Here is a 23,611-nt window from a genome sequence, read left to right as displayed (position 1 = left end):
GTGAGCGCGGCGATCATGCTCGTGGTATTGGGTTTCGCGGGCTCTCCTTGGCACGCAAGGGCTTCCGACTGTCGCTTGAGGACTTCGGGCGCGGGCGGGGGCCCGCGTTCCCGCACGATGCTCAGTGCGGAGACCCGTTCACGCACAGCGACGATCACGATCGGTCGCTCCGGCGTCGGTCACGGAGGTTGCGAAAGCCACTTTCGCAACGTTCAAGGTTGCGAAAGTGGCTTTCGCAACGTGGGTGCCGGGCCGCTCAGCCGCGGTGACCGAAGCCGTAACTCGCGTGTCCGGGGCCGTAACTCGCGTGCTTGAAGCCGTAACTCGCGTGTCTGGAGGCGTATTTCGCGAGTTACGCCTTCAAGCACGCGAGTTACGCCTTCGATCACGCGAGTTACGTCAGGAGAGCACCAGCGGAACCTGGGGCGACGGGCCGTCCGAAAGCGGGATCTGGAACCGCTGCGCCAGGTACGCGGCGACCGAGTGGAACAGCGGCGCGGCCGAGAGCCCTTGCTGCAGGGTGGCGTCCGGGGCGTCGAGCCGGATGCCGATCACGAAGCGCGGGTTGTCGGCGGGCAGGATCCCGGCGAAGGTGATGTTGTACAGGTGGTTGCTGTACGTCTTCGTCTGCGGGTCGACCTGCTGGCCGGTGCCCGTCTTCCCCGAGATCTGGTAGCCCTCCAGCGCCGCCTTCGGCCCGGTGCCGCTCTGCTGCCCGCGGCCCTTCTGCGTGACGGCGCGCATCATGTCGCGCACGGTCTTCGCCGCCTGCGGGCTGATGACCTGGACGGTCTTCGGCGCCGGCTCGGGGACGACGGTCCCGTCCGGATTGACCTTCGCCTTGACCACCCGGGGTTCCACGCGCAGCCCGTCGTTCGCGATGGCCTGGTACATCCCGGCCATCTGCACGACGGTCATCGAAAGCCCCTGCCCGATCGGCAGGTTCCCGAAGGTCGTGGCCGACCACTGGTTGCGCGGCGGGACGACACCGGGGCTCTCGCCGGGGAGGCCGAGACCCGTGCGCTGGCCGAGCCCGAACTTCTTCAGCAGGTCCGCGTACCGGTCCTCGCCGAGTTTCTGCGCCAGCAACAGCGTGCCGACGTTCGACGACTTCGCGAAGATGCCGGTGGTGGTGAACTGCTGCGTGCCGTGATGCCAGGCGTCCTTGACGATCTTGTCCGCCACCTGCAGCGAGCCCGGCACCGGCAGGGACGCCTCCGGCGTGGTGATCCCCGCGTCGATCGCGCCGGCGGCGGTGACGATCTTGTTCACCGAACCGGGTTCGAACGGCGTGGTCACCGCGCGGTTGTTCAGGTTCTCCGTCTCGCTGCGCGAAGCCGGGTCGTTGAGGTTGACGGTCTTGTCGTTGGCCAGCGCGTAGACCTCACCGGTCTTGGAGTCCAGGATCACCGCCTGGCCGCCCTTGGCCTTCGACTTGACGACGTACTCGCTCAGCTGCCGCTGCAGTTCGTACTGCAGGTCCGTGTCGATCGTGAGCTGCAGGTCCGAACCGGGGACGGCGTTCTGGATGTCCCGCTCGGTGCCTGGGATGACGAGGTTGTCGTTGCCGTTACGGGTGTTGACGATCTTGCGGCCCGGCGTTCCGGCGAGGTCGTTGTCCCGCGAGGCTTCGAGGCCGTAGCCACCGTGCAGGTTGTGCTTGGAGACGTCCTTGTCGTCGGTGCGCCAGTTCGCGTAGCCGACGATGTTCGCGCCGATCGAGTCACCGGGGTACTCCCGCTTCGAGCGCTTCTCGACGCTGATCCACGGGTATTCCTTGACGATCGCCTCGGCGACCGAAGGTTCGATGTCGTGGACCAGGTAGGTGAACCCGTCCGGCTTGTGGAACTTGTCCAGCAGTTCCTTCTCGGTGATCACGCCGGGCAGCTTGGCCGCGATCAGTTTCGCCGCGCCCGCCACCTCGGACTCGAAGTTCTTGCCCTTGGTGGGATTCTTCGCGGCGAAGTCGTCCATCGTCTTGCGAACCCAGTTCAGGCTCACGGCGAGCGTGCGCACCTCGACGCTGAACGCGATCTTCGTGCCGTTGCGGTCCAGGATGGACCCGCGCTGCGCGGGACTTTCGATCACCGACGTCCGCTGCCGCTCCGCCGCTTCGGAGAGCGCGCCGGCCTCGAACCACTGCACCTGCACCAGTTTGAGGCCGGCGAGCACCATCACGACGATCAGCAGGATCCGGACGCCGGTGAACCGGCTCCGGTTCCCCCCGTTGCCCCGGCGGGCGGTGGCACGACGGGTCCCGGCGGCGTAGGTCCGCCGCGCGCTCCCCGCCGACCGGACCCTGGCCTGTGCCGGGCGGCCGGGCGACATCACTGACCTCCCTGCGCCGGGGCCGCGTTCTCCTGCGGCACCGCGGGCTGGTCACCTTCGTACGGCGTGCCCTGCTGCGTTCCCTCGGCGGGCGGCGGCGCCGTCGACTCGGCCGAGGCGGCGGGCGCTTCGGCTTCGGCCTTCTTCGGCTCACCGACCACTGTGGACTTTCCGTCCGGGCCGACCACGATATGCGCGGGGTCGCCGCCGGGCACCATGCCCAGTTCCCTGGCCTTGGGCGCCAGCGATGCGGGCGACTCGGCCTTCGCGACCTCGCGCTGCAGCCGTTCCTTCGCCTCGGCGAGCCCGGCGTTGGTCGTGCGGAGTTGTTCGAGCCGGTACGAATCGGCGATGGCCTGCGTGGTCAGCCACAGCGTGCACGCCACGCCGACGGCCAGCATGCCCATCATCATCAGCACGAACGACGCCCGCGAACGCGGCCAGCGCAGCGAGAGCTTCTTCTTCGGCTCTTCCTTGCCCGCACCGCCTTCCGCGTCGGGACGGTTGCGCTGCTGGTCTCGCTGCAGCAGGTCGGCGCGCTGGGCGCGGCGGGCGTAGGCGCGTTCGGCCGCCGAAGTGCGGCCGCGGGAGGCACGGGTGGACTTCGTGGTCTCGGTGGTTTCGGGCGTCTGCTCGACCGTGCTGGTCGCGCGGGCACGCCGTCCGGGCGCCGGTGTCCGGCGGCCGCGGGACTTCGCGGGAGCGGTCATCGTGCTCGGTCTCCGATCCGTTCGGCGGCGCGCAGCCGCACGGAGGCGGCCCGCGTGTTCAGTTCGGTCTCCGCCTCGCCGGCCTTCTCGGCCCCTCTGGTGAGCAGTTTCAGTTCCGGGCCGTGGCCCGGCAGTTCTACCGGAAGCCCTTCCGGCGTCCGGGATTTCGCCAGTTCCGCGAAGGCCTGCTTGACCAGCCTGTCTTCGAGGGACTGATAGGACTCCACGACGATGCGGCCGCCGACGGCGAGCGAGGACAGCGCCCGCGGCATCGCCCGCCGCAGTACCTCCAGCTCGCCGTTGACCTCGATCCGCAACGCCTGGAACGTGCGCTTCGCCGGATGCCCGCCGGTGCGCCTGCTCGCCGCGGGGACCGCGTCGTACAGCAGTTCCACCAGGCGCCCGCTGCGGGTGAAGGGTTCCTTCTCTCGTTCCGCCACAACGGCTTTGACGATCCGCTGGGCGAACCGTTCCTCGCCGTAGTCGCGCAGGATCCGGATCAGCTCGCCGGGGGCGTAGGTGTTGAGCACGTCGGCCGCGGTGAACCCGGTGGTCGGATCCATCCGCATGTCGAGCGGGGAATCCTTGGAGTAGGCGAAACCGCGCTCGGCACGGTCGAGCTGCATCGAGGAGACCCCGAGGTCGAAGAGGATCCCGTCCACTCTGGACAGTCCGAGACCCTGCAGCGCGGACGGCATCTCGTCGTAGACGGCGTGCACGAAGTCGACCCGGTCACCGTGGCGCGCGAGCCGTTTCGCGGAGAGTTCCAGCGCGTTGGGGTCGCGGTCGAGGGCGACCAGGCGCAGCAAGGGGAACGCGGTGAGCAGCGCGTCGGAATGACCGCCGAGTCCGACGGTCGCGTCGACCAGCACGGCCTCGCGGTCGGAGAAGACCGGCGCGAACAGCTCGACGATGCGGTCCAGCAGCACCGGTACGTGCTCGTGTTCGTCTGCCATGTCTTCCCCCCTTTCCTGTAGTGCCGGGGAAGATGCCGGATGCCGTCAGGTCCCTGTCCGCCCGCCTGCTGACCTGGTACCGGGGAAGGTGTACCAGGGCCACTGAGCGGACAGAGGCCTCACGGCATCCGTGTGGACGGTTTCCGGAGTGTCCGAAGCGTGAACCCGCGCCCCCCGACGGCGTGGGTGCTTCCTCGGCCACGTCTAGAAGACGCCCGGCAGAACTTCCTCTCGAGCCTTCGCGTAGCTGTCCTCGTGTTCGTCCAGGTAGCCCTGCCAAGCTTGGGCGTCCCAGATCTCGAGCCTGGTGATCGCCCCGATCACCACGCACTCCTTGTTCAGCCCGGCGTAGCGTCGGAGCTCGGACGCGATCGCGATACGTCCTTGCCCGTCCGGGCGTTGTTCGTCCGTCCCGGCGAAGAGATAACGCTGGTAGGCCCGGACCGCCTCGTTCGTGAACGGGGCGTCGGCGACCTTCCTCGCCATCTGCTCGAACTCGGCCCGGGGAAAGACGAAGAGACAGTGATCCTGTCCCTTGGTGACCATCAGCCCACCGGCGAGCGCGTCGCGGAACTTCGCGGGCAGCGTGAGCCGCCCTTTGTCGTCCAGTTTCGGGGTGTGGGTGCCGAGGAACACCGGCTCCACCTCCCTACCGATCCCGGCTGCGAACAACCGAGCTCGGCCACGGGGCTCCCTTCTGCCCCACTGCGCACCACCGTACCCCACTTTTCACCACAGTCAACGCGGCAAAAGCCGCGACCACTCCGTCGTGTCAGACGTTTTCGCTGGTCAGCCAAGTGGGGCCAGGTGGGGGCTCGGTGGGGGACGGTGGCCAAGATCCCCCTGGGCGGGTATCGAAGCAACCTCATCCATGCCTGAGACGTCCGGAAATCGGCAGCCGGAACCCTGCTGTGGGGCGGAGTGGGGGTGAAAGTGGGGAATCCGGTGGGGCGCGGTGGGGATGGCCGGGGACATTGTGGAGGGTGACGACGTCGGGTCATCCCACGACCCGTGTCGACAAAGGACAGCGGTCCCGTCCTCGTGAGTGGTAAGGACGGTTCTAACCGTCCTTACCACTCACGAGGCTCAGCACCGGCGATGTCACGTGACCGACCGGACGACATGCGCGGCCGGGGGTGCGGCGAGAGCCGTCCGCCTGCTCACGCGCGTCGTCCGTCCAATCACGCGCGTCGTCCGCGCACCGGCAGAACGTACGTCAGCGGCGGCCACGCTTGCGGCGGCGTCCATTCATCCCCGACGTGGCCCGACGGCGGACACCGCGCCAATCCTTGGGTTTCTCCTTCGGTTCGGGCAGGAGCCGGCCGAGACGGCCACCTACCCAGAACCCCGCGGCCCAGCCGGGGATCACGCTGACGAAGACGAGAAGGATCCACCAGCCGTCGGCCACCGGCCACATCGGCCGGTCGACCGGGACCACTGAAGACCCGCTTCGCGAGCTGTTCTTCTTCCGGTACTTGTACTCCTCCACCGGCACGCTGCCCGAAAGCGCCGAAACGGAGGTGATCACCGTGGCGGAGACCTGTTCTCCACCCTCGGGAACGTCGTGCCACCGGACTTCCGCCTCGCACGAGTACGTCATCCACAGGTGGATCGCGTTCCGCTCGCATCGCTCGACCTGAGCGGTACCGGCCCGGGTAAGCGTGCCCCACGGCTCGAACCCGGCCACCCACTGCAGGGAGAACATCAGCCACAAGGTGAGGAGCACGCCGACGGCGCCCATCACGCCTGGAGGCCACCACCGAGTCCGGCGGCTAGCCGTCGAGCGATCAGCCATCGTCGTCGAGCGAGCCGCTGATCCGGCCGCTGTTGGGCGGCGTGACCCGGCCGCGTTCAGAAGAGCCGCCGCTGTACTGGTTGTAGTCCGCGGCAGCCGCCTTTCCCGCCTCCTTGGCGGCCTTGAGTCCGGTGTTGTCGGCGATCTTGCCCAAGGTCGTGTTCTCCATGCGGTCTTTCGCGCCGCGAAGGTACTTGAGGTTGTCGCCTTGGAGGCCGTCCAGCGTCTTGTCGCTCGCCTTGATCGCCTTGTTCGCCTCCCGCCCCAGTTCGGATGACTTCCGTCCCAGCGCCCGCGCCGCCTCGCGAGCACGCTCACTCGATCCTTCGAACCGCTTCACGAACTTCTGGATCGCGCTGAGCAGTTTGCCGAGCTTCTTCTGGATCTTCGCCATCACCTTCACGGCATCGGCGAAGATGCTCGCGGTGAAGGCCGCCACCGAGCCGCCCAAGGTGAACCACGACGACGCGAGCGCGAGCAGCGCACGGGTAATCACATCGCTGATGAAGGTCGCGATGATGTCGAAGATCAGCGCCCGCGCGGTGGCCACCACCATGCCGCCGGTGGTGATCCATTGCGCCGAGTCCTTCGCTTCGGCCGCGACGTCACGCAAAGACTGCGTGTATTGCAGCGCGACCCTTCGGTAGGCGATGGCCGCGTCGCCATCCCAGCCGGACGTCGTGGACAGTGCCCCTTCGTAGTCCCCTGCCACGGCTTCGAGTTCGGCGGCGATGTTGTTCCAGGTCTGCGCCGCCTGCTGGACCAGATCGGGATCACCGGTCAGGATCTCCAGCGGTTCGCGGATGAAGTCGAGATTCTCCATCAGCCAGCCGACGCCGGCCTTCACCAGCTCACCGAGTGGGTTCAGGACCATCGACAGTACGTCCAGTCCGAAGGAGACGCCGTCCATCGCGACCGCGAACGCGTCGAGGTCTTCGCCCTTCGTCCCTTTGTAGATGTCTCCGACGACACTCGAGCCGCTGTCGAAAACACCCCCGCCCTTGAACGGCTCGGACTTGTCCTCCTTCTTCGCTATCAGGTCTTCGCTCACAGCTTCTTCCCCAGGTCCCGGCTGAGCTGCGCCGCGTCGTCGTCGATCTTCGTGTAGTCCGTGGCGGCCTTGTGCAGCGCTTCCGACAACGCGCTCCCGAGGTTCGCCGCGCTGGTCATCAGCTCGTCCGCGTCGCCTTGGGCCAGCTGCAGGACGCCGCCGACGGGCACCGCGCACAACAGGCCATAGCCCTGGAAGCCGCCCATCCCGACCTGGTTCGCCGCCGAGGCCGCGCCGCGGATGCGGTCCGCGAGGTCGGAGACCTGGTCCGCGTGCGCCTTGAGCCGTTCCGGCGAGACGCCGTATCCCGGCCCGCTCACGAGCGGCCGGTCCAGTCGACGTGCTGGAAGTCTTCACCATCGTCGTCATCCGAAACGGGACGAGACGGCCGTGGCTTCGCGGGAGGAGCGGGAGGTGGCTCGGACGGCACGCCGAAGCGCGCGGAGTCGTCCGGTTCCGGCGCGGGCTGCTGCTCCTCGCGCGGCGGCAGGGTGCTCTTGATGAAGTCGACCGCGTCGGAGTCTTCGCCGGTCAGGCCGGCCATGATCTCCAGGGTCCGGTCCGCGGCCCTGGTGGTCGCCTTGCGGTAGGTGCTCATGATCAGCGATGCGAGCTGAGCGGGCGGCCGTTCCTGCGCTTGCGGGGACAGTGAGAGCGAGGTGAGGCCACCTCCGGGGTTGACGGTCACGGTGACCAGCCGATCCGGGCTGCTCAGGGTGACGACGTTGTTCTCCAGATCGGCTTTCGCCTGTTCCGCCTTGGCGAGTAGGGCGGCGCTGCGCCGCTCCTGGTCGCGCATCCACTCCTGCGGATCGCGTACGTGGCCACCGAATGGCACGGTCATTCCGAACCCCCTGTTCCCGAAGGCCCCCTCAGGCTTTCGGCTCGTCACAACCTAGCGGTCCTCGTCCAGCAGCGAAGCCAGCCGCGCGGCCAGCCGGGGACCGTCCACAGGGGACACGTTCACCCACGCCTGCCCGCCGCGGCCCTCGGTCCGCGCCGCGCAGTACGCGCCGACGTCGGTGTCGAACCAGGTCAGCCCGCCGGCCCGGTGCGCCCGGCCGTCTCGGCCGCGGGTCCGCACGGTGAACTGGCCCGCGCTGTAGACGGGCCGCGCCTGGATCGCGAGCACCTCGCGCAGCTGGCTGTCCGAAGCCGACGATCGCCCGCCTTCGCCGAACACCGGGTCCTCCAGGTCGTCGCCGAAGCGCGCCGCGGGGAGGCTGACCCCGTAGCCGGGGCCGGGCCGGAGTTCCGGCAGGACGTCGACGATCGCGGCGAACACCTCGCCGTCGGTGATCCCGGACAGCGCGATGGTCTGTTCCGGCTGTGTGGCCAGCACACCGTGCCGTCCGCGCGCGGCCGCGACCGCGCGGAACGGCGCCTGAGCCGTCATGTCGGCCAGCGCCTCGCATTCGACGTAGACCTCGGCGCGCGCGAGCAGATCCAGGCGCGCTTCCAGGGCGGCGTCGAGCCGGTCCCCGTCGTAAAGGCCCCGTTCGGCGAGGTTTTCGTAGACCGCGCCGCGGATCTCGGCGCGTTCCGCTTCCGTGACGCCGACGCTGCGGACGGACAGCGGCCAGGGCGGGGCCGCGTGTCCCAGGTCGGACCAGAGGACGTCGAACGCCGACGCGGAAACGCGGATCAAGACCGCCCCAGCTCGGGCGGCTTCCCGAAGGAGACCTGCGGGGTCAGCGAACGCAGGGAGGCGTCGCGGGTGTTCATGACGTCGACGGCCTTGCGCCGCGCCTCCTCGGCCTCCGCGTGCTTGGCCTCCATCTCGTCGGCGAGCGCGGCGAGGAGCGCGAGGTTCCCGCCGGCGGCGGCGCCGCGGATCATCGCGCCTGGGTCGTAGTCCACCGGCGGCGGCATGTCGGCTCGGGCCCGCGCCGCCGCTTCGGCCTGCCCGGAGACGGCCTTCCCGAGCGCGGACGAGATGTCCGCGGACCAGGTCAGCCAGCCGGAAGCGGTGGCCAGCACGCCGCGGAGCGCGTCGCCCGCTTCGCCGCGCCAGTTCTCTTCGCTGCTGCCGACCAGCCCGGCCAGTTCGGACGTCGCGTCGTGCATGCGCCGCGCGAGCGCGTCCCAGGCGGCGCCGATCCCGCCGGCCGCTTCGGGATCGTTGCCCGCTTCGACCTCGGCGGCCAGCGCTTCGTGGCTGTAGGCCTCGTACCGCGTGGCCGCGACCGGGATCTCGCGCCCCGGCGTCTCTCCTTCAGGCACGGCAGTTCTCCTAAGGCAGTTTGGGTTCGGCCAGTCCCGCCACCGTCATCGCGCGCTCGCAGGCGAGCGGGGTGTCGGTGAAGTTCGTGTTGCTCACGTCGATCTGGACGCTCGCCTTCTCCCCCATGCCGAGCAAGATCGCGCAGGTCCCGTCGGCGGCCTTCTTGTCGGCGACCTTGAGCGCGTCGCGGCCGCCGACCTTGGTCTTGGTGGCGGTCTTGCGCGCGACCTCGAGATCCTTCAGGCCGTTGCGCTCGTCCACGGTGATGGTGACGCCGAAGGTCGCGGGCACCGTCCAGTCGCAGGCGCGGGCGCCGTTGATCTCCTTCGCGACGCCGAGCACGTTCAGCCCCGCCGTCGACCGGTCCTGCGGGCCGAGCAGCGCGCACGGATCCAGCGCGGCAGGCGGGACGACGACCCGGGACGAACCGCCGGTCACCACCACCTGGGTGGACGGAGCAGGCGCCTGACCCGCGGCCCCTTGCCCGCAGGCGGACACGGCCAGCAGGACGAGAACGCCGAGCGCGGCGAGGCGGGGGTTCATGGGGTCAGCCGCCGACACAGTCCACGTCCGCCGCCGCTTGTTCATCCTGTCGGGTGTACTTCGCCAGGGCCTTTTCGATCCGGTTCTTGAGCGCCTCGAGTTCCTTGCCGAAGGCGGTGAGCGCCTCGACCGCGGAGCCCTCGGCGCCGATCCCGTACTGCGCCATGAACCTGCCGACCTCGTCCGCGTATCCCCCGCCGAGGGGAACCGTGCGGCCGAGCACCTTGGCCTCGCGGACCATCTGGCCGACCACGTCTTGCAGGGCGGAGATCTTCGCGTGGGCGTCGGCGGCCAGCTCCGGCGCGACCGCGAACCCGCTCAGATCGAACCGGGGCTTGGCGGTGCTCACCTCGCTCATATGCGATTACGCCTCTCCGTAGTCGAGCGACCTCGCACCGGAGCATACGACAAAACAAGGCGTCAGCGGGAGCACCTGAAAACGCGCTCACCTCACCCGATCGAGGTAAGGTCTCCGGTTGCACAGAGTCATCGACTGGGGTTGGCGGGGTTCCCCCCACGAGTTCGCCCGAGTTTGACACACTTCGTGGGAGGCTGACCGCTGCCCGGGGGACTGAAACGGTCCGGCAGAGGACCCAGCGGAAATCCAGCCACGCGGCATCAGGAGGTCGAGTGACGTCGAGAATCCAGTCTGCGACGCCCGGCGAACACCAGGGCGAGCAGGCAACCGGGCAAGCCCCGTACCCCACGGGCGCCGGCTCGGTCAGCGGCCGGCAGAACGGCCGTGAAGCCCCAGCGTCGCTGGACGAACTGCACGAGACGGCGCGGCGGATCGCCGCCAACGTGGAGCGGGTGCTCGTCGGCAAACCCGACGTCATCCGGATCGCGCTCGTGACCCTGCTCGCCGAAGGCCACCTCCTGGTCGAAGACGTCCCCGGGGTCGGCAAGACCTCGCTGGCGAAGGCGCTGGCCCGCTCGATCGACTGCACCGTCAGCCGGATCCAGTTCACCCCCGACCTGTTGCCCAGCGACGTCACCGGGGTGTCCATCTACAACCGGCAGAGCGGCGAGTTCGAGTTCCGGCCCGGCCCGGTGTTCGCGAACATCGTGGTGGGCGACGAGATCAACCGTGCTTCGCCGAAGACTCAGTCGGCCCTGCTCGAATGCATGGAAGAGCACCAGGTCACCGTCGACACCTCGACCTACCATCTCGAAGAGCCGTTCATGGTGATCGCCACCCAGAACCCCATCGAGATGGAGGGCACCTACGCGCTGCCCGAGGCCCAGCGGGACCGGTTCACCGCGCGGGTGTCCATCGGCTACCCCGACCAGCAGGCCGAACTGGCCATGGTCGACGAGCACGCCGGGCACAACCCGCTGGCCGACCTCGAGCCCGTCTCCGACCGCCAGTCGGTGCAGCGGCTGATCGAGACGGTGCGGTCGGTGCACATGTCGCCGGAGATCCGCCGGTACGCCGTCGACCTGGTGGCCGCGACCCGTCAGGTGCCGGAGATCCGTCTCGGCGCCTCGCCGCGGGCGACCCTGCAGCTGGTCCGCGCGGCCCGCGCGCAGGCCGCGCTCTCGGGCCGTGAGTTCGTCGTCCCGGACGACCTGCACACGGTCGCGGTCCCGGTGCTGGCGCACCGCATGGTGCTCACCACCGAGGCGCACGCCGCCCGCCGGTCGGCCACCGACGTGGTCCGCGCGATCCTGCACCGCGTCCCGGTCCCGCAGGGCTCGAACCACCGCTGAGTAAAGGAATACGGGGCCATGCTGCGTGCTCTGTCCGGCCTGACCACACGCGGCCGCTGCCTCCTCGCCGCCGGGGTGGCCGCGGCGGTGTGCTCGTTCGTGCTCAACGAACGGGATCTGCTGCGCGTCGCGGTGTTCGTCATCGCCCTGCCGCTGCTGGTCGCCTTCTTCATCTCGGCGACCCGGCTGCGGCTGGGCGCGGCCCGCTCGCTGCGCCCGGAACGGGTCGCGGTCGGTTCGCCGGGCGAGGTCCAGCTCGAACTCTGGCGTGACGGCAGGCTCCCGGCGGGTGAGGTGCTGCTCGAAGACGGCGTGCCCTACGCGCTGGGTTCGCGGCCGAGGTTCGTCGTCGAACGCCTTCCCCACGACCGCCGGGTCGCGCTGCGCTACCCGCTGCAGCCGGTGCTGCGCGGGGTCCAGCAGGTCGGCCCGTTGCGGGCGACGATCACCGACCCGTTCGGGCTGTGCGAGTTCGAACGTGAGCTGATCGGGCACTCCCGTCTGGTCGTCGTGCCGAAGGTGGTCGGCCTGTGGGGGCTGCCCAGCGGCGCCGGCATCGGTGCCGGCGACGACGGCAGCATCCGCCTGCACGCCGGACAGGGGGAATCGGACGTGATCGTCCGGCAGTACCGGCAGGGCGACGACCTGCGGAAGGTCCACTGGCGCTCGACCGCCCGCCGCGACGAGATCATGGTCCGCGTCGAGGAAAAGCCGTGGCGCGGCGGCACCACGGTGCTGCTGGACCACCGCGCGGCGGCGCACCACGGCACCGGCCCCGCGGCGAGCCTCGAATGGGCCGTCTCGTTCGCCGCTTCGGTGTCCCTGCACCTGCGCCGTTCCGGGCACCGGGTCCGGCTGATCACCGAACACGGCCAGACCCTGGCCGACACCCCCGGCGAGGGTGGCGAGCACTACGACAACGTCGTACTCGACGTCCTCGCCGCGCTGCAGCCCGCGCACCAGCGCGACATCACCCTCGGCCACGACCCGGCCGAGGGACAGGAACTCATCGCGGTGCTCGGCACCGTCAGCAACGAATCCGTGCACGAGCTGTCCCGGTACCGCCCGCGCGGGATCCGGAGCCTCGCCGTGCTGCTCGACACCCCCGGCTGGTCGTCCGGCGTCAACCGGCCCGAGAACCGGGCCGCCGCCACCGAGGAATCGGTGGCGCTGCTGCGGGCCGCGGGCTGGGGCGTCGTCGTCGCCGGTCCCGGATCGCCCATGCCGCAGGTCTGGGCCGAGCTCTGCCAGACGGCCACCCGCCGGGGCACGCTGATCGGAGGCGGCCTGTGACCGCGACCGCGCCACCCCGGCCGCACACCCCCCGACCGCGACCGGCCGCCCCGCCACCGGTCTGGACGAGCAGCGTGCTCGCGCCGGTCGCCGCCGGGCTCGCCACGCTGTTCGCCTCGACCTCGCTCACCGGCGTCGTCGCCGGCTGGGCGTGGTTCGGCTACCTGCTGGTCGCCGTCGTGCTGATCGCCTCGACCGGGCTCGCCCTGCGCTCGCTGCGCGCGCCGACCATCGTCGTCGGCCTGGCGCAGCTGCTGGTGCTGTTGCTGCTGATCACCGGGGCGTTCACCACCAGCGGCGTCCTGCGGATCTTCCCCGGCCCGGACGCGTTCGGGGAGCTGGGTGGCGTCCTCGCCGCGGCGGCCGAGCAGATCCGCGTCGGCCTGCCGCCGGTCGAGGGCACCCCGCCGATCCTCTGCCTGATCACCATCGCGATCGGCCTGGTCGCGGTCCTGGTCGACACGCTGGCCGTGGCCGCCGCCGCGCCCGCCGCGACCGGCCTGGTCCTGCTGTGCGTATACGCCGTTCCGGCCGCCCTGGCCGAGGACATGCTGCCGTGGTGGACGTTCCTGCTCGGCGCGGCCGCGTTCGCCGCCCTGCTCGCCGTCGACGGCAACCACCGGCATCGCCGCTGGCGCAACCGGGACGCGCCAGGGCTGGGCAACTCGGCGAGCACGTTGTCGGCGCCCGTCGGCGTGGTCGCCGCCGCGATCGCGATGGGGCTGGTGATCGGCACGGCCGTCACCGGGGTCGGCACGGTCGGCAGCCTGCCCGGCGGGACCGGCTCGGGCCGCGGTGGCGCGGGCGGATTCGGCGTCGAGCCGTTCACTCAGCTGCGCGGCCTGCTCGACCAGGGCGAGAACGTGGAGCTGTTCAAGGTCTACGGGATGGGCGCGGACAAGCGACTGCTGCGCGCCTTCACACTCGACACGTACACGCCGAACAAGGGCTGGGGGCTCGCGCAGAACGGCCGCGCCCAGCAGGGTGTGCAGGCCAACAGGGGACTTCCGCCCGCTCCTGGCGACGACGGCTCCGGCCCCGCGCGGGAGATCCGGATCGAGCCGACCAACTGGGTCGACAACTGGCTGCCCGTCTACGGCGCGCCGAGGGCGCTCACCGGGCTGGCCGACAACTGGCTGTACGACCCGGTCGGCGGCGCCGTGTTCACCACGACCAAGCAGAACGCGCCCGCCTACACCGAGACCGCGTCCATCGAGAACCCGTCGAAGGACCAGCTCCGGCTCGACGACGCCCGCCTGGCCGAGGTGCCGCCGCAGTTCACCCAGGTCGACCGGGTCGATCCCCGCGTGGTCGCGAAGGCCAAGCAGCTGACGGAAAACGAGACCAACAACTTCGACAAGGCGCAGGCGCTCTGGTCGTTCTTCACCGCGCAGAACGGTTTCGTCTACGACACGAAGACCGCGGACGCCACCGACTCCGACGCGCTGGCCGACTTCATCCTCAACGGCAAACGCGGGTTCTGCGAGCAGTACGCGTCCGCGATGGCCGTGATGCTGCGGGCGGTCGGCATCCCGTCGCGGGTCGCCATCGGGTTCACCTCCGGCACTTCGAAGGGCGACTACCTGTCGATCACCTCCGAGGACGCGCACGCGTGGGTCGAGGTCTATTTCCAGACGAAGGGCTGGGTCAGCTTCGACCCGACCCCGCTGCTCGACGGCCGCGCGGTCGTCCCGCCGTACCTGCAGAACGACGCCGGCAGCTCCACGACGAACGACACGCAGGAAGTGCCGAGCGCGCCCGCGTCGAGCGCCCCCGCCACCGGCACGCCCCGTGACCCCGGCGCCGACCTCGGCGCGGACGGCGGCACGGGCCAGCCGGAGGAGGAGCCGATGTGGCCCGCGATCCTCGCCGGGATCCTCGGTGGGCTGGCGGCCGCGCTGACCGTGGTCGCGATCGCGCGGTCACGGTTGAGGTACCGGGCGCTGATGCGGCCGTCCTCTTCTCCGGATTCGCCCGCACCTGAACACGGGTTCCTGGACAACCAGAACGTGACGAACTGGCTGCCGCTGATCGCGATCGGGCTGTGGGTCGCGGCGTTCGCGTTCCTGGCGGCCTGGGTGTCGTGGTGGTTCGCGCTGGTGCTGGTCGTCGTCCTCGGCGGGCTCGGCACGCCGACGGCGATCCGGGAGATCAAGCGACGGCTGCGACTGCAGAAGATCGCGTCCCGCTCCCCCGCCGCGGCCGACGCGGCGTGGCGCGAGCTGATGGACGAATGCGCGGACCGCGGCCTGCCGCTCTCCGACGGCGACACGGTGCGCGTGGCGGGCCGGAAGGTCGTCGAGAAGCACCGGCTGGACGAGGAAGGCCGCACCGGCCTGCGGACGGTCATCGGTGTCGTGGAGCGGTCCTGGTACTCGGACCGGCCCGCGGACGACCAGACGCTGGGCCCGGCCTTCGACGAGGTGCGCAAGAGCCTCAAGCGCAACGCGCCGATGTCGTGGAAGGGCCGCCTGTTCCCGCGCTCGCTGCGGCGGCGGAACAAGTAGCCCTCGTACGCGACGGCTCCCTGGTCAGGGATTCTGGAGGTGTGTCGCGAAAGCCACTTTCGGGACATCAGACGTCTCGAAAGTGGCTTTCGCGACATGCTCGCCCGGGCAGTACCGCGTCGGGGTGGTCGTGAGTGGCGTTTCGTGTTCTAACCCGAAACGCCACTCACGACCACCCCGACCCACGTGGTACGGGCGTCGGCCATCCCGGCGCACGACAACGCGAACATGCCGGCAGGGCGTCGCCCTGCCGGCATGTTCGCGTGTGTGGGAGCTATTGCTCCTCGAAGCGCTGGCGGAAGCGCTCTTCCATGCGCTGGGTGAACGAGCTCCGGCGCGGGGACGCCTTGCCGCCACCTCCGCCGGCCCCCGGGCCACCGCTGTCCTTACCGCCTTCCGTTTCGGCTCCTTGCCGAATCGATGTGACGGCCATCATGACTCCGAAGAACATCACGAGGAACCCGAGCACGCTGATCACGGGGATCTCGGCGACCCGGATGTTGACCACCACGCCGAGCACCAACAGTGCGACGCCCACTACGAACAGGGCGATGCCCTGCAAACGCCGTCGGCGGGCGGGGCGGCGCAACCGGGTGCCTCGCACCGTGGATGCGAACTTGGGGTCCTCGGCATAGAGCTCGCGCTCGATCTGATCGAGCAGCCGCTGCTCATGCTCGGAGAGTGGCATCTTTCCTCCTCCGGCACAGCTGTCGCGGGCGCCGGGCCGCGCAACGTCATGGACCCAACAGACAACCCCAGGCGGGGTGTCTCTGTCCAGGATACGAGCCCCGCGCTCGTCCGACTACCCGATCCCGTATCCAGTAGGGATCGAATTGCCCGAAACCACCCGGCTCGGCTCTCTCGAAGACGGCCGAGCGGGCTAAGTCACTGGTCACGAGGGGTCAGCAGTGACGCGGGCCGCACCGCGGCGGCCCCGAACTTCGACCTCGCGACGTCGGCGGCGACTTCCGCGTCCCGCCAACGGGGTTCGGGTGACTCGAAAAGCAGCTGCTCTCCGTCACTCTCCGTGTCCAACCCCTCGACCCTTACCCCGATCAGGCGGACTGCGCCCGTCGGCGCGTGCTCGGTGAGGAGTTCGACGGCGGTGCGGTGGATGTCGCGGGCCACGTCCACTCCGACGGCGGTCGTCCTGGCGCGGGTGATCGTCTTGAAATCCGCGAACCGGACCTTGATCGACACCGTCCGCCCGCGCAGCCCCCGGCGGCGCAGGGTGGCGGCGACGCGTTCCGACAGCCGGAGCAGTTCCAGCCCCAGCGCCGCGCGGTCGTGGAGATCCACGTCGAAGGTCACTTCGGCGCCGATCGACTTGTCCGGCGACTCCGGGACGACCTTGCGATCGTCGTGCCCGTTCGCGAGCGCGTACAGATGCTCCCCCAGCGCCCGCCCGAGCGACCGTCTCAGCCTGGACAGCGGAGCGGCGGCGACGTCGGCGACGGTGTCGAGGCCCTGCTGCCGCAGCTGCTCCTCGGTGCGCTTGCCGACGCCCCACAGCGCCGACACGGGCAACGGGTGCAGGAACGCGAGCGTCTCGGCCGCCGGGACGACGACCATGCCGTCCGGTTTCGCCATCCCGGACGCCAGCTTGGCGACGAACTTGACCTTCGCGACGCCGACCGAGCAGCTGATCCCGAAGTCGGCGGCGACCCGCTCCCGGATCCAGGCGCCGAGCCGCGCGGGTGAGGAGTCCAGCCGTTTGAGCGCCCCGCTGACGTCCAGGAACGCCTCGTCCAGGCTCAGCGGCTCCACCAGCGGCGTCAGCTCGCGGAAGATCCCCATGACACCCTTGGAGACCTCGCCGTAGAGCCCCGGCGTCGGCGTGATGCAGATCAGCTTGGGGCAGAGGCGTTTGGCCGTCGAGAACGGCATGGCCGACCGGACGCCGAACTCGCGTGCCGCGTAGCTCGCCGCCGCGACGACGGACCTCGGCCCGCCGCCGGAGACGACCACCGGCTCGCCCTCCAGCTCGGGGCGCGTGCGCAGCTCGCAGGACACGAAGAAGGCGTCCATGTCGACGTGCAGCAGTCCGCAGCCGGTGTCGTCGGGCCAGGTGGTGGCGCCGGTCGTCACGCGGTAGCGGGCCATCCCGCCGGGCAGTTCAGCGTTTCGTCCCACGCCCGGACGTTAGCCCGGACCACCGACAGTCTCGTGAGTGGTCAGGGACAGTGTCTTGTGGGGGCTTGACAGGGGGTTGCGAAAGCCACTTTCGCAACCTTCAACGTTGCGAAAGTGGCTTTCGCAACGTCGGCCGTGGCCGGGCACGACACCGCCCTGGCGAGCCGTCCTCACCACTCACGAGGAGGTCAGGCCGGCCGATGGGCCAGGACGTGCAGCCTGCTGGCGACGTCCCGCAGCGGCGGGATCGAAGCCGCCGCCAGCTCGAACTCGGCCAGGTCCTCTTCCCGCACCCCGCCGGGCACGAAGTCCGCCACGACACCGTCGCCCTGCAGCGAGGTCACCTCGAGCCCCACCGCGACCAGCTGGGCGCGGAGGCCTTCCGCGTCGAAGCGCCGCAGCACGGTCTCGCGGCCGCCGCCGAGGACGCCGCTCTCGGCCGCGAGGAGTTCCCGCGCCTCACCGAGGCGTCCGGCCAGCGCGCGCTGCAGGATCGCGGCGTGGCGGTTCGCCACCAGCACCGAGACCGCGCCGCCGGGTTTGACCGCGGCGGCCAGCGCGGTGAGCACGAGCGCCGGGTCGTCGACGACCTCGAGCAGCCCGTGCGCGAGCACGAGATCGGCCGAGCCCGCCGCGACGTGGGCGCCGAGCGCGTCGGAGTCGTCGGCGATCACCGTGATGCTGCCGGAGACGCCCTCTTCCTCGGCGCGGCGGCGCAGGGTCGCCAGCGCGTTGGGGTTCGGCTCGACCACGGTCACCAGGCAACCCGCCGAGGCCAGCGGCACCGCCCAGCCGCCGCTGCCGCCGCCGACGTCGACGACGTGCGGCTGTTGTGCGCCTCGCGCCCGTGCGGCCCGGAGTTCTGCTTCGAGAACCCGGCGAACCGCCCCCGATCCCCGCGTGGCCACGGTGTCCGTCTTCATAAACGCACAGGGTAATGCCCGCCTTCGCCGGCCCGCCGGGTGTAGTCCGATGCGGTGTTCGACACCTTGCCACGGAGCCACCCCGCCGACTGCCCGTAGGCTGTATCGAGTGCACACGGTCGCTGTTCTCAGCCTGAAGGGTGGCGTCGGTAAAACGACGGTCGCCCTCGGTGTCGCGTCCGCCGCGCTGCGTAGGGGCGCCCGGACTCTCGTGGCCGACCTCGACCCGCAAGGCAACGCCACCACCTCGCTGGACCCGCCCTTCACGGATCGCACGCTGGCCGACGTCCTGGAGACGCCGGTGCGCTCGGTGCTCGAACGCGCGATCGCGCCCAGCGTGTGGAGCGACCAGATCGACGTCCTCGTCGGCGCCGAAGAGCTGGAGATGCTCAACGAGCCCGACGCCGACAGCCGCCGCCTGGAGAACCTCTCCCGCGCGCTCGACGAGCTGCACACGAACCCGCTGCGCGAGGAACCCTACGAACTGGTGATCCTCGACTGCCCGCCGTCGCTCGGCAGGCTGACCCGCTCCGCGCTGGTGGCCGCGGACAGCGCCCTGATCGTCACCGAGCCGACGATGTACGCCGTCTCCGGCGCACGCCGCGCGCTCGACGCGATCGAGAAGATCCGCGAAGAGCAGAACCCGGGGCTGCGGCCGATCGGCGTCGTGGTCAACAAGCTCCGCGTGCGCTCCTACGAGCACCAGTTCCGCGTGGCCGAGCTGCGGGAGAACTTCGGCCCGCTGGTGATGCCGACGGCCATCCCGGACAGGCTCGCCGTGCAGCAGGCACAGGGCGCGTGCAGCCCGATCCACGAGTGGCATTCCCCCGGGGCTCAGGAGATCGCACTCACCTTCAACATGGTGCTCGCGAAGGTCCTGCGGTCGGGCCGGGCCGGGCGGCATCGCGTCCGCGGCGAAGAAGAGCCCGAGGCACCCGCCAAGCTGAGCGACACCGGCACGGGCTGACGTCCGATGCCCGAAGGCGACACCGTGTTCCTCGCCGGCAAGGTCCTCGACAAGGCGTTGGCGGGCAAGACCTTGCTGCGAGGCGAGTTCAGGGTCCCCCAGCTGGCGACGACGGATCTCGCCGGACGCGACGTGCTCGGCGTCGGCACGGTCGGCAAACATCTGCTGACCCGCCTCTCCGGCGACCTCACCCTCCACAGCCATCTCCGCATGGACGGCAAGTGGGACGTCTACCGGGCGGGCGCGCGCTGGCGGCATCCGGCGCATCAGGCGCGGGTCATCCTGGCCACCGAGGAGCTGCAGGCGATCGGTTTCCGTGTGCACGACCTGGAACTCGTGCCCACGAATGAGGAAGACCGCTTGGTCGGGCACCTCGGCCCGGATCTGCTCGATCCACAATGGACGGACGAGCTCGCGGGACGGGCGGCGGCCGCGCTGGCCGCGGATCCGGCCCGCGAACTCGGCGATGCCCTGCTGGATCAGCGGATCATGGCGGGCATCGGGAACATGTACAAGGTCGAGATGTGCTTCCTGCTCGGCGTCACGCCGTGGACACCGGTGTCCGAAGTGGACCCGGCGAAGGCCGTCGCGCTCGGCCGGAAGCTACTGAAGAGCAACGCCTGGCGCACGTCGCAGACCACCACCGGCGATCTGCGACGTGGCCGCGAGCACTGGGTCTACGAGCGGACCAAGCAGGGCTGCTTCCGTTGCGGCGGAAGGCTTCGCGTCGCACCCCAGGGCGCCGGGCATCAGGCGAGGCCGACGTGGTTCTGCCCGAAATGCCAGTCCGGGCCCGCCCCGAGCGGCTAAGCTGGCCTCGTGACGCTGTTCAAGCTCCCGCTCTACGGGGCCGACACCGAACGCGGCGACCTCGCTCCCTGAGCCGCCCGCTCCCTCCGCACGTCACCTTTCTCTTCTCTCCCAGGGAGCTTTGTCATGCCCGGAATCCTCACGGGCACGGCGCTGCGCGCGTTCGTGCACGCCCTGCCCAAGGTCGAACTCCACGTCCACCTCGTCGGTTCGGCGAGCCTGCCCACGGTGCTGGAACTGGCCCGCCGCCGCCCGTCCGCGGGGGTGCCGACGGAGCCGTCGGCGCTCGCCGAGTTCTTCACCTTCCGCGATTTCCCGCATTTCCTCCGCAACTACCTGGCGGTGACGTCGCTGGTGCGCGACGCCCGCGACATCCACACCCTCGTCACCGGGCTGGCGGCCGATCTGGCCGCGCAGAACGCCCGCTACGCCGAGGTGACCGTGACGCCGTACAACCACGTCCTCGACGGCATGTCGGCGGACGATCTCCTCACCGGTCTCGCCACCGGACGGGCGGCGGCACGGGCGGACCACGGCGTGGAGCTGGCCTGGTGCTTCGACATTCCCGGCGAGAAGGGCGTCGTGGCCGGCCGGGAGACGGTGGTGTTCGCGCTCCGCGAACGCCCCGAAGGACTGGTCTCCTTCGGGCTCGGCGGCCCCGAGGTCGGCGTCGGCCGCGCCCAGTTCGCCCCGTTCTTCACCGCGGCCAGGGAGGCGGGGCTGCACAGCGTCCCGCACGCGGGCGAGACCACCGGGCCCGCCACCGTCTGGTCGGCGGTACACGATCTCGGCGCCGAGCGGATCGGGCACGGTGTCGGAGCGCACACCGATCCGGCGCTCCTGGAATACCTTGCCGTGCAACGGATCCCGCTTGAGGTCTGCCCGACTTCCAATATCCGGACCGGGCAGTTCGCGTCGATCGCGGCGCACCCCGTGCGGCGGCTGCTCGATCACGGTGTGCTGGTCACGCTCAACACCGACGACCCGCCGATGTTCGGCGCCACCCTCGACGGCGAGTACGTGGCGGTGGCCGAGACCCTGGGCCTGACGGCGGCCGAAATCGCCCTGTTCGCGAAGAACGCCGTGGACGCCTCTTTTCTGCCGTCGGCGGACAAGACCGTCCTGGTGACGGAGATCGAAGAAATCTTGTTGCAGGACCCCGAACTCCTCGCATAGCGTGGCGGTACACGAGAGAGGAGGTGGTCCAAAGTTGTATTCCAACAGGACTCGTGAGGTGGCTGTCCGCTAGCGGACCCCACGCGTAGGACTTCAGAGCAGCGATACAACGCAAGTTGGAGCCACCTTCGGCTCGTCGTCTCTGCTTCGCGTGATGCCTGATAGCGAATACCAGGCAGTCACCGGGCCCCCGAGGTTCCCGAGCACCGGTCCGGCTCGGGCCCGGCCGCCGATTCCGGCGTCCGGGAGCCGCCTCGGGGGTACCCCTATTCCCGGGGTGTGCCGTCCGCCGCCCCGAAGGACCGTCCACCGCGGTTCCGCCCCCAGGAACCTCGCCGACTCGATAGCCTGACGCCATGCTGAGGCCCGATTTCCCGATCATCACCCAGCGCCTGACCCTCCGTGCCTTCACGCCGGCGGATCTCGACGAACTCAACTCCTTCCAGTCCCGTGCCGACGTCGCCCGTTACCTCTACTGGGGCCCGCGCAGCCGGGCCGAATCCGCCGCCGCGCTCGCCAAACGGGTGCACAGCAGCACCGTGTCCAAGGAAGGCCAGTTCCTCGCGGTGGCCGCGGAACTGACCGAGACCGGTCGGCTGATCGGCGACCTGAACCTCGAATACCTCAGCAGCGAGCACCGCCAAGGCGAGATCGGATTCGTCTTCCATCCCGATCACCATGGGAAGGGGCTCGCCGCGGAAGCCGCCGTCGAGGTGCTGCGGCTCGGGTTCGAAGACCTCGGCCTGCACCGGATCATCGGCCGCTGTGACGGGCGCAACACCGCGTCCGCCGCGCTGATGGAACGCCTCGGCATGAAGAAGGAAGCGCATCTGCGGGAGAACGAGATCGTGAAGGGCGAGTGGTGTGACGAGCTCGTCTTCGCGATGCTCGAAGACGAGTGGAAGGCGAGCCGCTAGGCCCGGTCACCGCACATTTTCTCGCAGAGGTCCCAGATCGCGCCACGAGTGGTTTCGTCAAGGACGGCCTCGGGCCAAGGAGCACGGACGGCCTTGCTGGTGAAATAGGCCCCGGTGATTTCCTGGACCTCGGGGCTGGAAGCGAGATGAACGCTCGACTTCGTCGCTTTGAGCACCGCGCGATGGCCGTAGAGGACGGGCATGACCAGCCGGAGCAGCGGCACGATCGGGCGGGCCAGTGGCGGGTAGGTATCGGCGGTGAGGTCCTTGTTCATCGAGGTGTGGGCATGGCCGGGATACGCGACGTTCAGCGTTACGCCGGTCCCTTCGAGCCGCTTCGCGAACGTATGACTCATCGCCATCTGGGCCAGCTTGGTCTGGTTGTAGAACGACAGTCCCACATACGATTTCTCTCCCTGGAGATTGTCGAGATCGATCCGTCCGCGCGGGATGCCCCCCGTGATGTTGATGACGCGAGCGGCCTCCGACCGCTTCAACGTGGGCAGTAGCCGATGCGTCAGGCTGAACGGCGCCACGACGTTGACCGCGAAGGCGGTTTCGATCCCGTCCTCGGTCAGTTCACGCCGGGACCGGGCCGCCCCGGCGTTGTTGATCAGCACGTCCAAGCGGTCCACCCGGTCGGCGACCTGTTCGGCGAGCCGGCGTACGTCACGGAGCCGCGACAGGTCCGCGGTGATCGCGTCGACCTTCGTGTGCCCGCTCGATCGGCGTAGTTCCTTCGCGGCCTCCTCGGCTCGTGCCTTGTCGCGGCCGACGAGGATCACCCGGGCCCCGAGGGTGGCAAGCCGCCGGGCACTTTCCTTGCCGATGCCGCCGGTGCTCCCGGTCACGAGCACCGTCTTTCCGTCCATCGTCCTCATCCGGCCTCCAAAGCTGTCACTTGGTGTCAGAATAGACACTACATGACGCAAAGTAGACTGCGGTGCATGCCGGAAGGACTACGCGAACGAACGCGCCGCGCGGTGCGGGCCGAACTCGCCGACGTGGCCATCGAACTGTTCGCCCGCCAAGGCTTCGAAGAGACGACCGTCGACGAGATCGCGCGCGCGGCGGGGCTGACCAAACGCAGCTTCTTTCGCTACTTCCCCACGAAGGAGGACGCCGTCTTCGACAGCATCGACGTCACCGGAGAGAACGTGGTCTCCGCCATCGCCGCCCGCCCCGCCGAGGAGGACCCGTGGACCTCCCTGCAGCACGTCCTCCGGCACTGGCAGGAAGAGATCCACGCGAGTGAACGAACGCTGGCGACCCACCGGCTCATCGAAGCGACGCCGGCGCTCGGCGGACGGCTGTATCAGCGGCGGACCGAATGGCGGAGGCGGGTGAGCGACGCACTCCATGACCGGCCGGGTTCCAGTCTGGACGCGTTCACCGCGGACCTGCTCACGAACGCCGCCACGGCCGTACTCGAAGCCGTGTCGGCCGAATGGCTGCGATCCGGGGGCACGGCGGACCGCGTCACGCTGCTGGACCGGGGATTCTCCCTGGCCCGCGTCCGGCTCGGCGAACTCGGCGACTGACTCCGGAACCCACCAGGCATGATGGGG

Annotated in this window: 24 protein-coding genes; 8 read left to right on the top strand and 16 right to left on the bottom strand. The window is 69.8% G+C overall.

The window, feature by feature from the left end:
* Positions 1–399 precede the first annotated feature (399 nt).
* The 12 genes from ACZ1DY_RS13995 to ACZ1DY_RS13940 form a co-directional block, all read right to left on the bottom strand.
* Positions 400–2,328, bottom strand: coding sequence for a peptidoglycan D,D-transpeptidase FtsI family protein (locus tag ACZ1DY_RS13995; protein WP_257488074.1), 1,929 nt, complete (start codon positions 2,326–2,328; stop codon positions 400–402).
* Positions 2,328–3,038: a cell division protein FtsL gene (ftsL, locus tag ACZ1DY_RS13990; protein ID WP_126734971.1), complete on the bottom strand. Its 711-nt coding sequence runs from the start codon at positions 3,036–3,038 to the stop codon at positions 2,328–2,330. The genes ACZ1DY_RS13995 and ftsL overlap by 1 nt, the downstream gene beginning before the upstream one ends.
* A complete protein-coding gene (rsmH, locus tag ACZ1DY_RS13985; RefSeq protein WP_034312074.1) occupies positions 3,035–3,994 on the bottom strand; it encodes a 16S rRNA (cytosine(1402)-N(4))-methyltransferase RsmH in 960 nt (319 codons plus the stop codon). Before rsmH ends, ftsL begins: the two co-directional genes overlap by 4 nt.
* 204 nt (positions 3,995–4,198) lie before the next feature.
* Positions 4,199–4,630 carry a division/cell wall cluster transcriptional repressor MraZ gene (gene mraZ / locus ACZ1DY_RS13980; RefSeq protein WP_005156436.1) on the bottom strand — a complete coding sequence of 144 codons (432 nt, stop codon included), beginning with the start codon at positions 4,628–4,630 and terminating at the stop codon, positions 4,199–4,201.
* Positions 4,631–5,210: 580 nt separating this feature from the next.
* Positions 5,211–5,735 carry a hypothetical protein gene (locus ACZ1DY_RS13975; RefSeq protein ID WP_257489737.1) on the bottom strand — a complete coding sequence of 175 codons (525 nt, stop codon included), beginning with the start codon at positions 5,733–5,735 and terminating at the stop codon, positions 5,211–5,213.
* Positions 5,736–5,781: 46 nt separating this feature from the next.
* Complete coding sequence (locus ACZ1DY_RS13970) at positions 5,782–6,840, bottom strand: WXG100 family type VII secretion target (RefSeq protein WP_126734972.1); 1,059 nt, start codon at positions 6,838–6,840, stop codon at positions 5,782–5,784.
* The gene (locus tag ACZ1DY_RS13965; RefSeq protein ID WP_126734973.1) at positions 6,837–7,160 is read right to left on the bottom strand and encodes a type VII secretion target; all 324 of its coding nucleotides are present in this window, start codon (positions 7,158–7,160) and stop codon (positions 6,837–6,839) included. The genes ACZ1DY_RS13970 and ACZ1DY_RS13965 overlap by 4 nt, the downstream gene beginning before the upstream one ends.
* Complete coding sequence (locus tag ACZ1DY_RS13960) at positions 7,157–7,684, bottom strand: YbaB/EbfC family nucleoid-associated protein (protein ID WP_465484620.1); 528 nt, start codon at positions 7,682–7,684, stop codon at positions 7,157–7,159. The genes ACZ1DY_RS13965 and ACZ1DY_RS13960 overlap by 4 nt, the downstream gene beginning before the upstream one ends.
* 51 nt (positions 7,685–7,735) lie before the next feature.
* Positions 7,736–8,488, bottom strand: a complete 753-nt coding sequence (locus ACZ1DY_RS13955; RefSeq protein WP_465484619.1) for an ESX secretion-associated protein EspG — start codon at positions 8,486–8,488, stop codon at positions 7,736–7,738.
* Complete coding sequence (locus tag ACZ1DY_RS13950; protein WP_465484618.1) at positions 8,485–9,063, bottom strand: PPE domain-containing protein; 579 nt, start codon at positions 9,061–9,063, stop codon at positions 8,485–8,487. Before ACZ1DY_RS13950 ends, ACZ1DY_RS13955 begins: the two co-directional genes overlap by 4 nt.
* A 10-nt stretch (positions 9,064–9,073) precedes the next feature.
* On the bottom strand, positions 9,074–9,607 hold the full coding sequence (locus ACZ1DY_RS13945) for a DUF3558 domain-containing protein (RefSeq protein WP_257488079.1): 534 nt from the start codon (positions 9,605–9,607) through the stop codon (positions 9,074–9,076).
* Positions 9,608–9,611: 4 nt separating this feature from the next.
* Entirely contained in the window at positions 9,612–9,965 is a 354-nt protein-coding gene (locus ACZ1DY_RS13940; protein ID WP_126734978.1) for a hypothetical protein, read from the bottom strand.
* Between the two features lie 272 nt (positions 9,966–10,237).
* On the opposite strand from ACZ1DY_RS13940, the gene ACZ1DY_RS13935 reads away from it, so the two are divergent.
* The 3 genes from ACZ1DY_RS13935 to ACZ1DY_RS13925 are packed head-to-tail and all read left to right on the top strand — an operon-like array spanning position 10,238 to position 15,117.
* A complete protein-coding gene (locus tag ACZ1DY_RS13935; protein WP_257488080.1) occupies positions 10,238–11,317 on the top strand; it encodes an AAA family ATPase in 1,080 nt (359 codons plus the stop codon).
* 18 nt (positions 11,318–11,335) lie between these two features.
* Positions 11,336–12,610 carry a DUF58 domain-containing protein gene (locus ACZ1DY_RS13930; protein ID WP_126734979.1) on the top strand — a complete coding sequence of 425 codons (1,275 nt, stop codon included), beginning with the start codon at positions 11,336–11,338 and terminating at the stop codon, positions 12,608–12,610.
* A complete protein-coding gene (locus ACZ1DY_RS13925; RefSeq protein ID WP_465484617.1) occupies positions 12,607–15,117 on the top strand; it encodes a transglutaminase TgpA family protein in 2,511 nt (836 codons plus the stop codon). Before ACZ1DY_RS13930 ends, ACZ1DY_RS13925 begins: the two co-directional genes overlap by 4 nt.
* A gap of 274 nt (positions 15,118–15,391) precedes the next feature.
* On the opposite strand, the gene ACZ1DY_RS13920 is transcribed toward ACZ1DY_RS13925, so the two are convergent.
* The 3 genes from ACZ1DY_RS13920 to ACZ1DY_RS13910 all read right to left on the bottom strand — a co-directional run bounded on the left by ACZ1DY_RS13920 (position 15,392) and on the right by ACZ1DY_RS13910 (position 18,173).
* The gene (locus tag ACZ1DY_RS13920; RefSeq protein ID WP_125675808.1) at positions 15,392–15,805 is read right to left on the bottom strand and encodes a DUF3040 domain-containing protein; all 414 of its coding nucleotides are present in this window, start codon (positions 15,803–15,805) and stop codon (positions 15,392–15,394) included.
* Positions 15,806–16,002: 197 nt separating this feature from the next.
* Positions 16,003–17,220, bottom strand: a complete 1,218-nt coding sequence (gene dinB, locus ACZ1DY_RS13915; protein WP_465485655.1) for a DNA polymerase IV — start codon at positions 17,218–17,220, stop codon at positions 16,003–16,005.
* A 218-nt stretch (positions 17,221–17,438) separates the two neighbouring features.
* A complete protein-coding gene (locus ACZ1DY_RS13910; protein WP_465484616.1) occupies positions 17,439–18,173 on the bottom strand; it encodes a methyltransferase domain-containing protein in 735 nt (244 codons plus the stop codon).
* Positions 18,174–18,282: 109 nt separating this feature from the next.
* Here ACZ1DY_RS13910 and ACZ1DY_RS13905 point away from each other — a divergent pair, with 109 nt between their 5' ends.
* The 4 genes from ACZ1DY_RS13905 to ACZ1DY_RS13890 all read left to right on the top strand — a co-directional run bounded on the left by ACZ1DY_RS13905 (position 18,283) and on the right by ACZ1DY_RS13890 (position 22,043).
* On the top strand, positions 18,283–19,140 hold the full coding sequence (locus ACZ1DY_RS13905; protein ID WP_257488083.1) for a ParA family protein: 858 nt from the start codon (positions 18,283–18,285) through the stop codon (positions 19,138–19,140).
* 6 nt (positions 19,141–19,146) lie between these two features.
* Positions 19,147–19,950, top strand: a complete 804-nt coding sequence (locus tag ACZ1DY_RS13900; RefSeq protein WP_465484615.1) for a DNA-formamidopyrimidine glycosylase family protein — start codon at positions 19,147–19,149, stop codon at positions 19,948–19,950.
* 126 nt (positions 19,951–20,076) lie between these two features.
* Positions 20,077–21,126 (top strand): adenosine deaminase, encoded by a 1,050-nt coding sequence (add, locus tag ACZ1DY_RS13895; protein WP_465484614.1) that lies wholly within the window; start codon positions 20,077–20,079, stop codon positions 21,124–21,126.
* A 356-nt stretch (positions 21,127–21,482) separates the two neighbouring features.
* Positions 21,483–22,043: a GNAT family N-acetyltransferase gene (locus ACZ1DY_RS13890; protein ID WP_257488086.1), complete on the top strand. Its 561-nt coding sequence runs from the start codon at positions 21,483–21,485 to the stop codon at positions 22,041–22,043.
* On the opposite strand, the gene ACZ1DY_RS13885 is transcribed toward ACZ1DY_RS13890, so the two are convergent.
* A complete protein-coding gene (locus tag ACZ1DY_RS13885; RefSeq protein ID WP_465484613.1) occupies positions 22,040–22,924 on the bottom strand; it encodes an SDR family NAD(P)-dependent oxidoreductase in 885 nt (294 codons plus the stop codon). The two genes, ACZ1DY_RS13890 and ACZ1DY_RS13885, sit on opposite strands and share 4 nt — an antisense overlap.
* A gap of 66 nt (positions 22,925–22,990) precedes the next feature.
* Here ACZ1DY_RS13885 and ACZ1DY_RS13880 point away from each other — a divergent pair, with 66 nt between their 5' ends.
* Positions 22,991–23,584, top strand: coding sequence for a TetR family transcriptional regulator (locus ACZ1DY_RS13880; RefSeq protein WP_465484612.1), 594 nt, complete (start codon positions 22,991–22,993; stop codon positions 23,582–23,584).
* Positions 23,585–23,611: the final 27 nt, after the last annotated feature.

This window comes from Amycolatopsis sp. PSD-21 (genome assembly GCF_055561455.1).
Note: the sequence above shows the minus strand (reverse complement) of the source record. Positions and strands in the feature narration are given on the sequence as shown.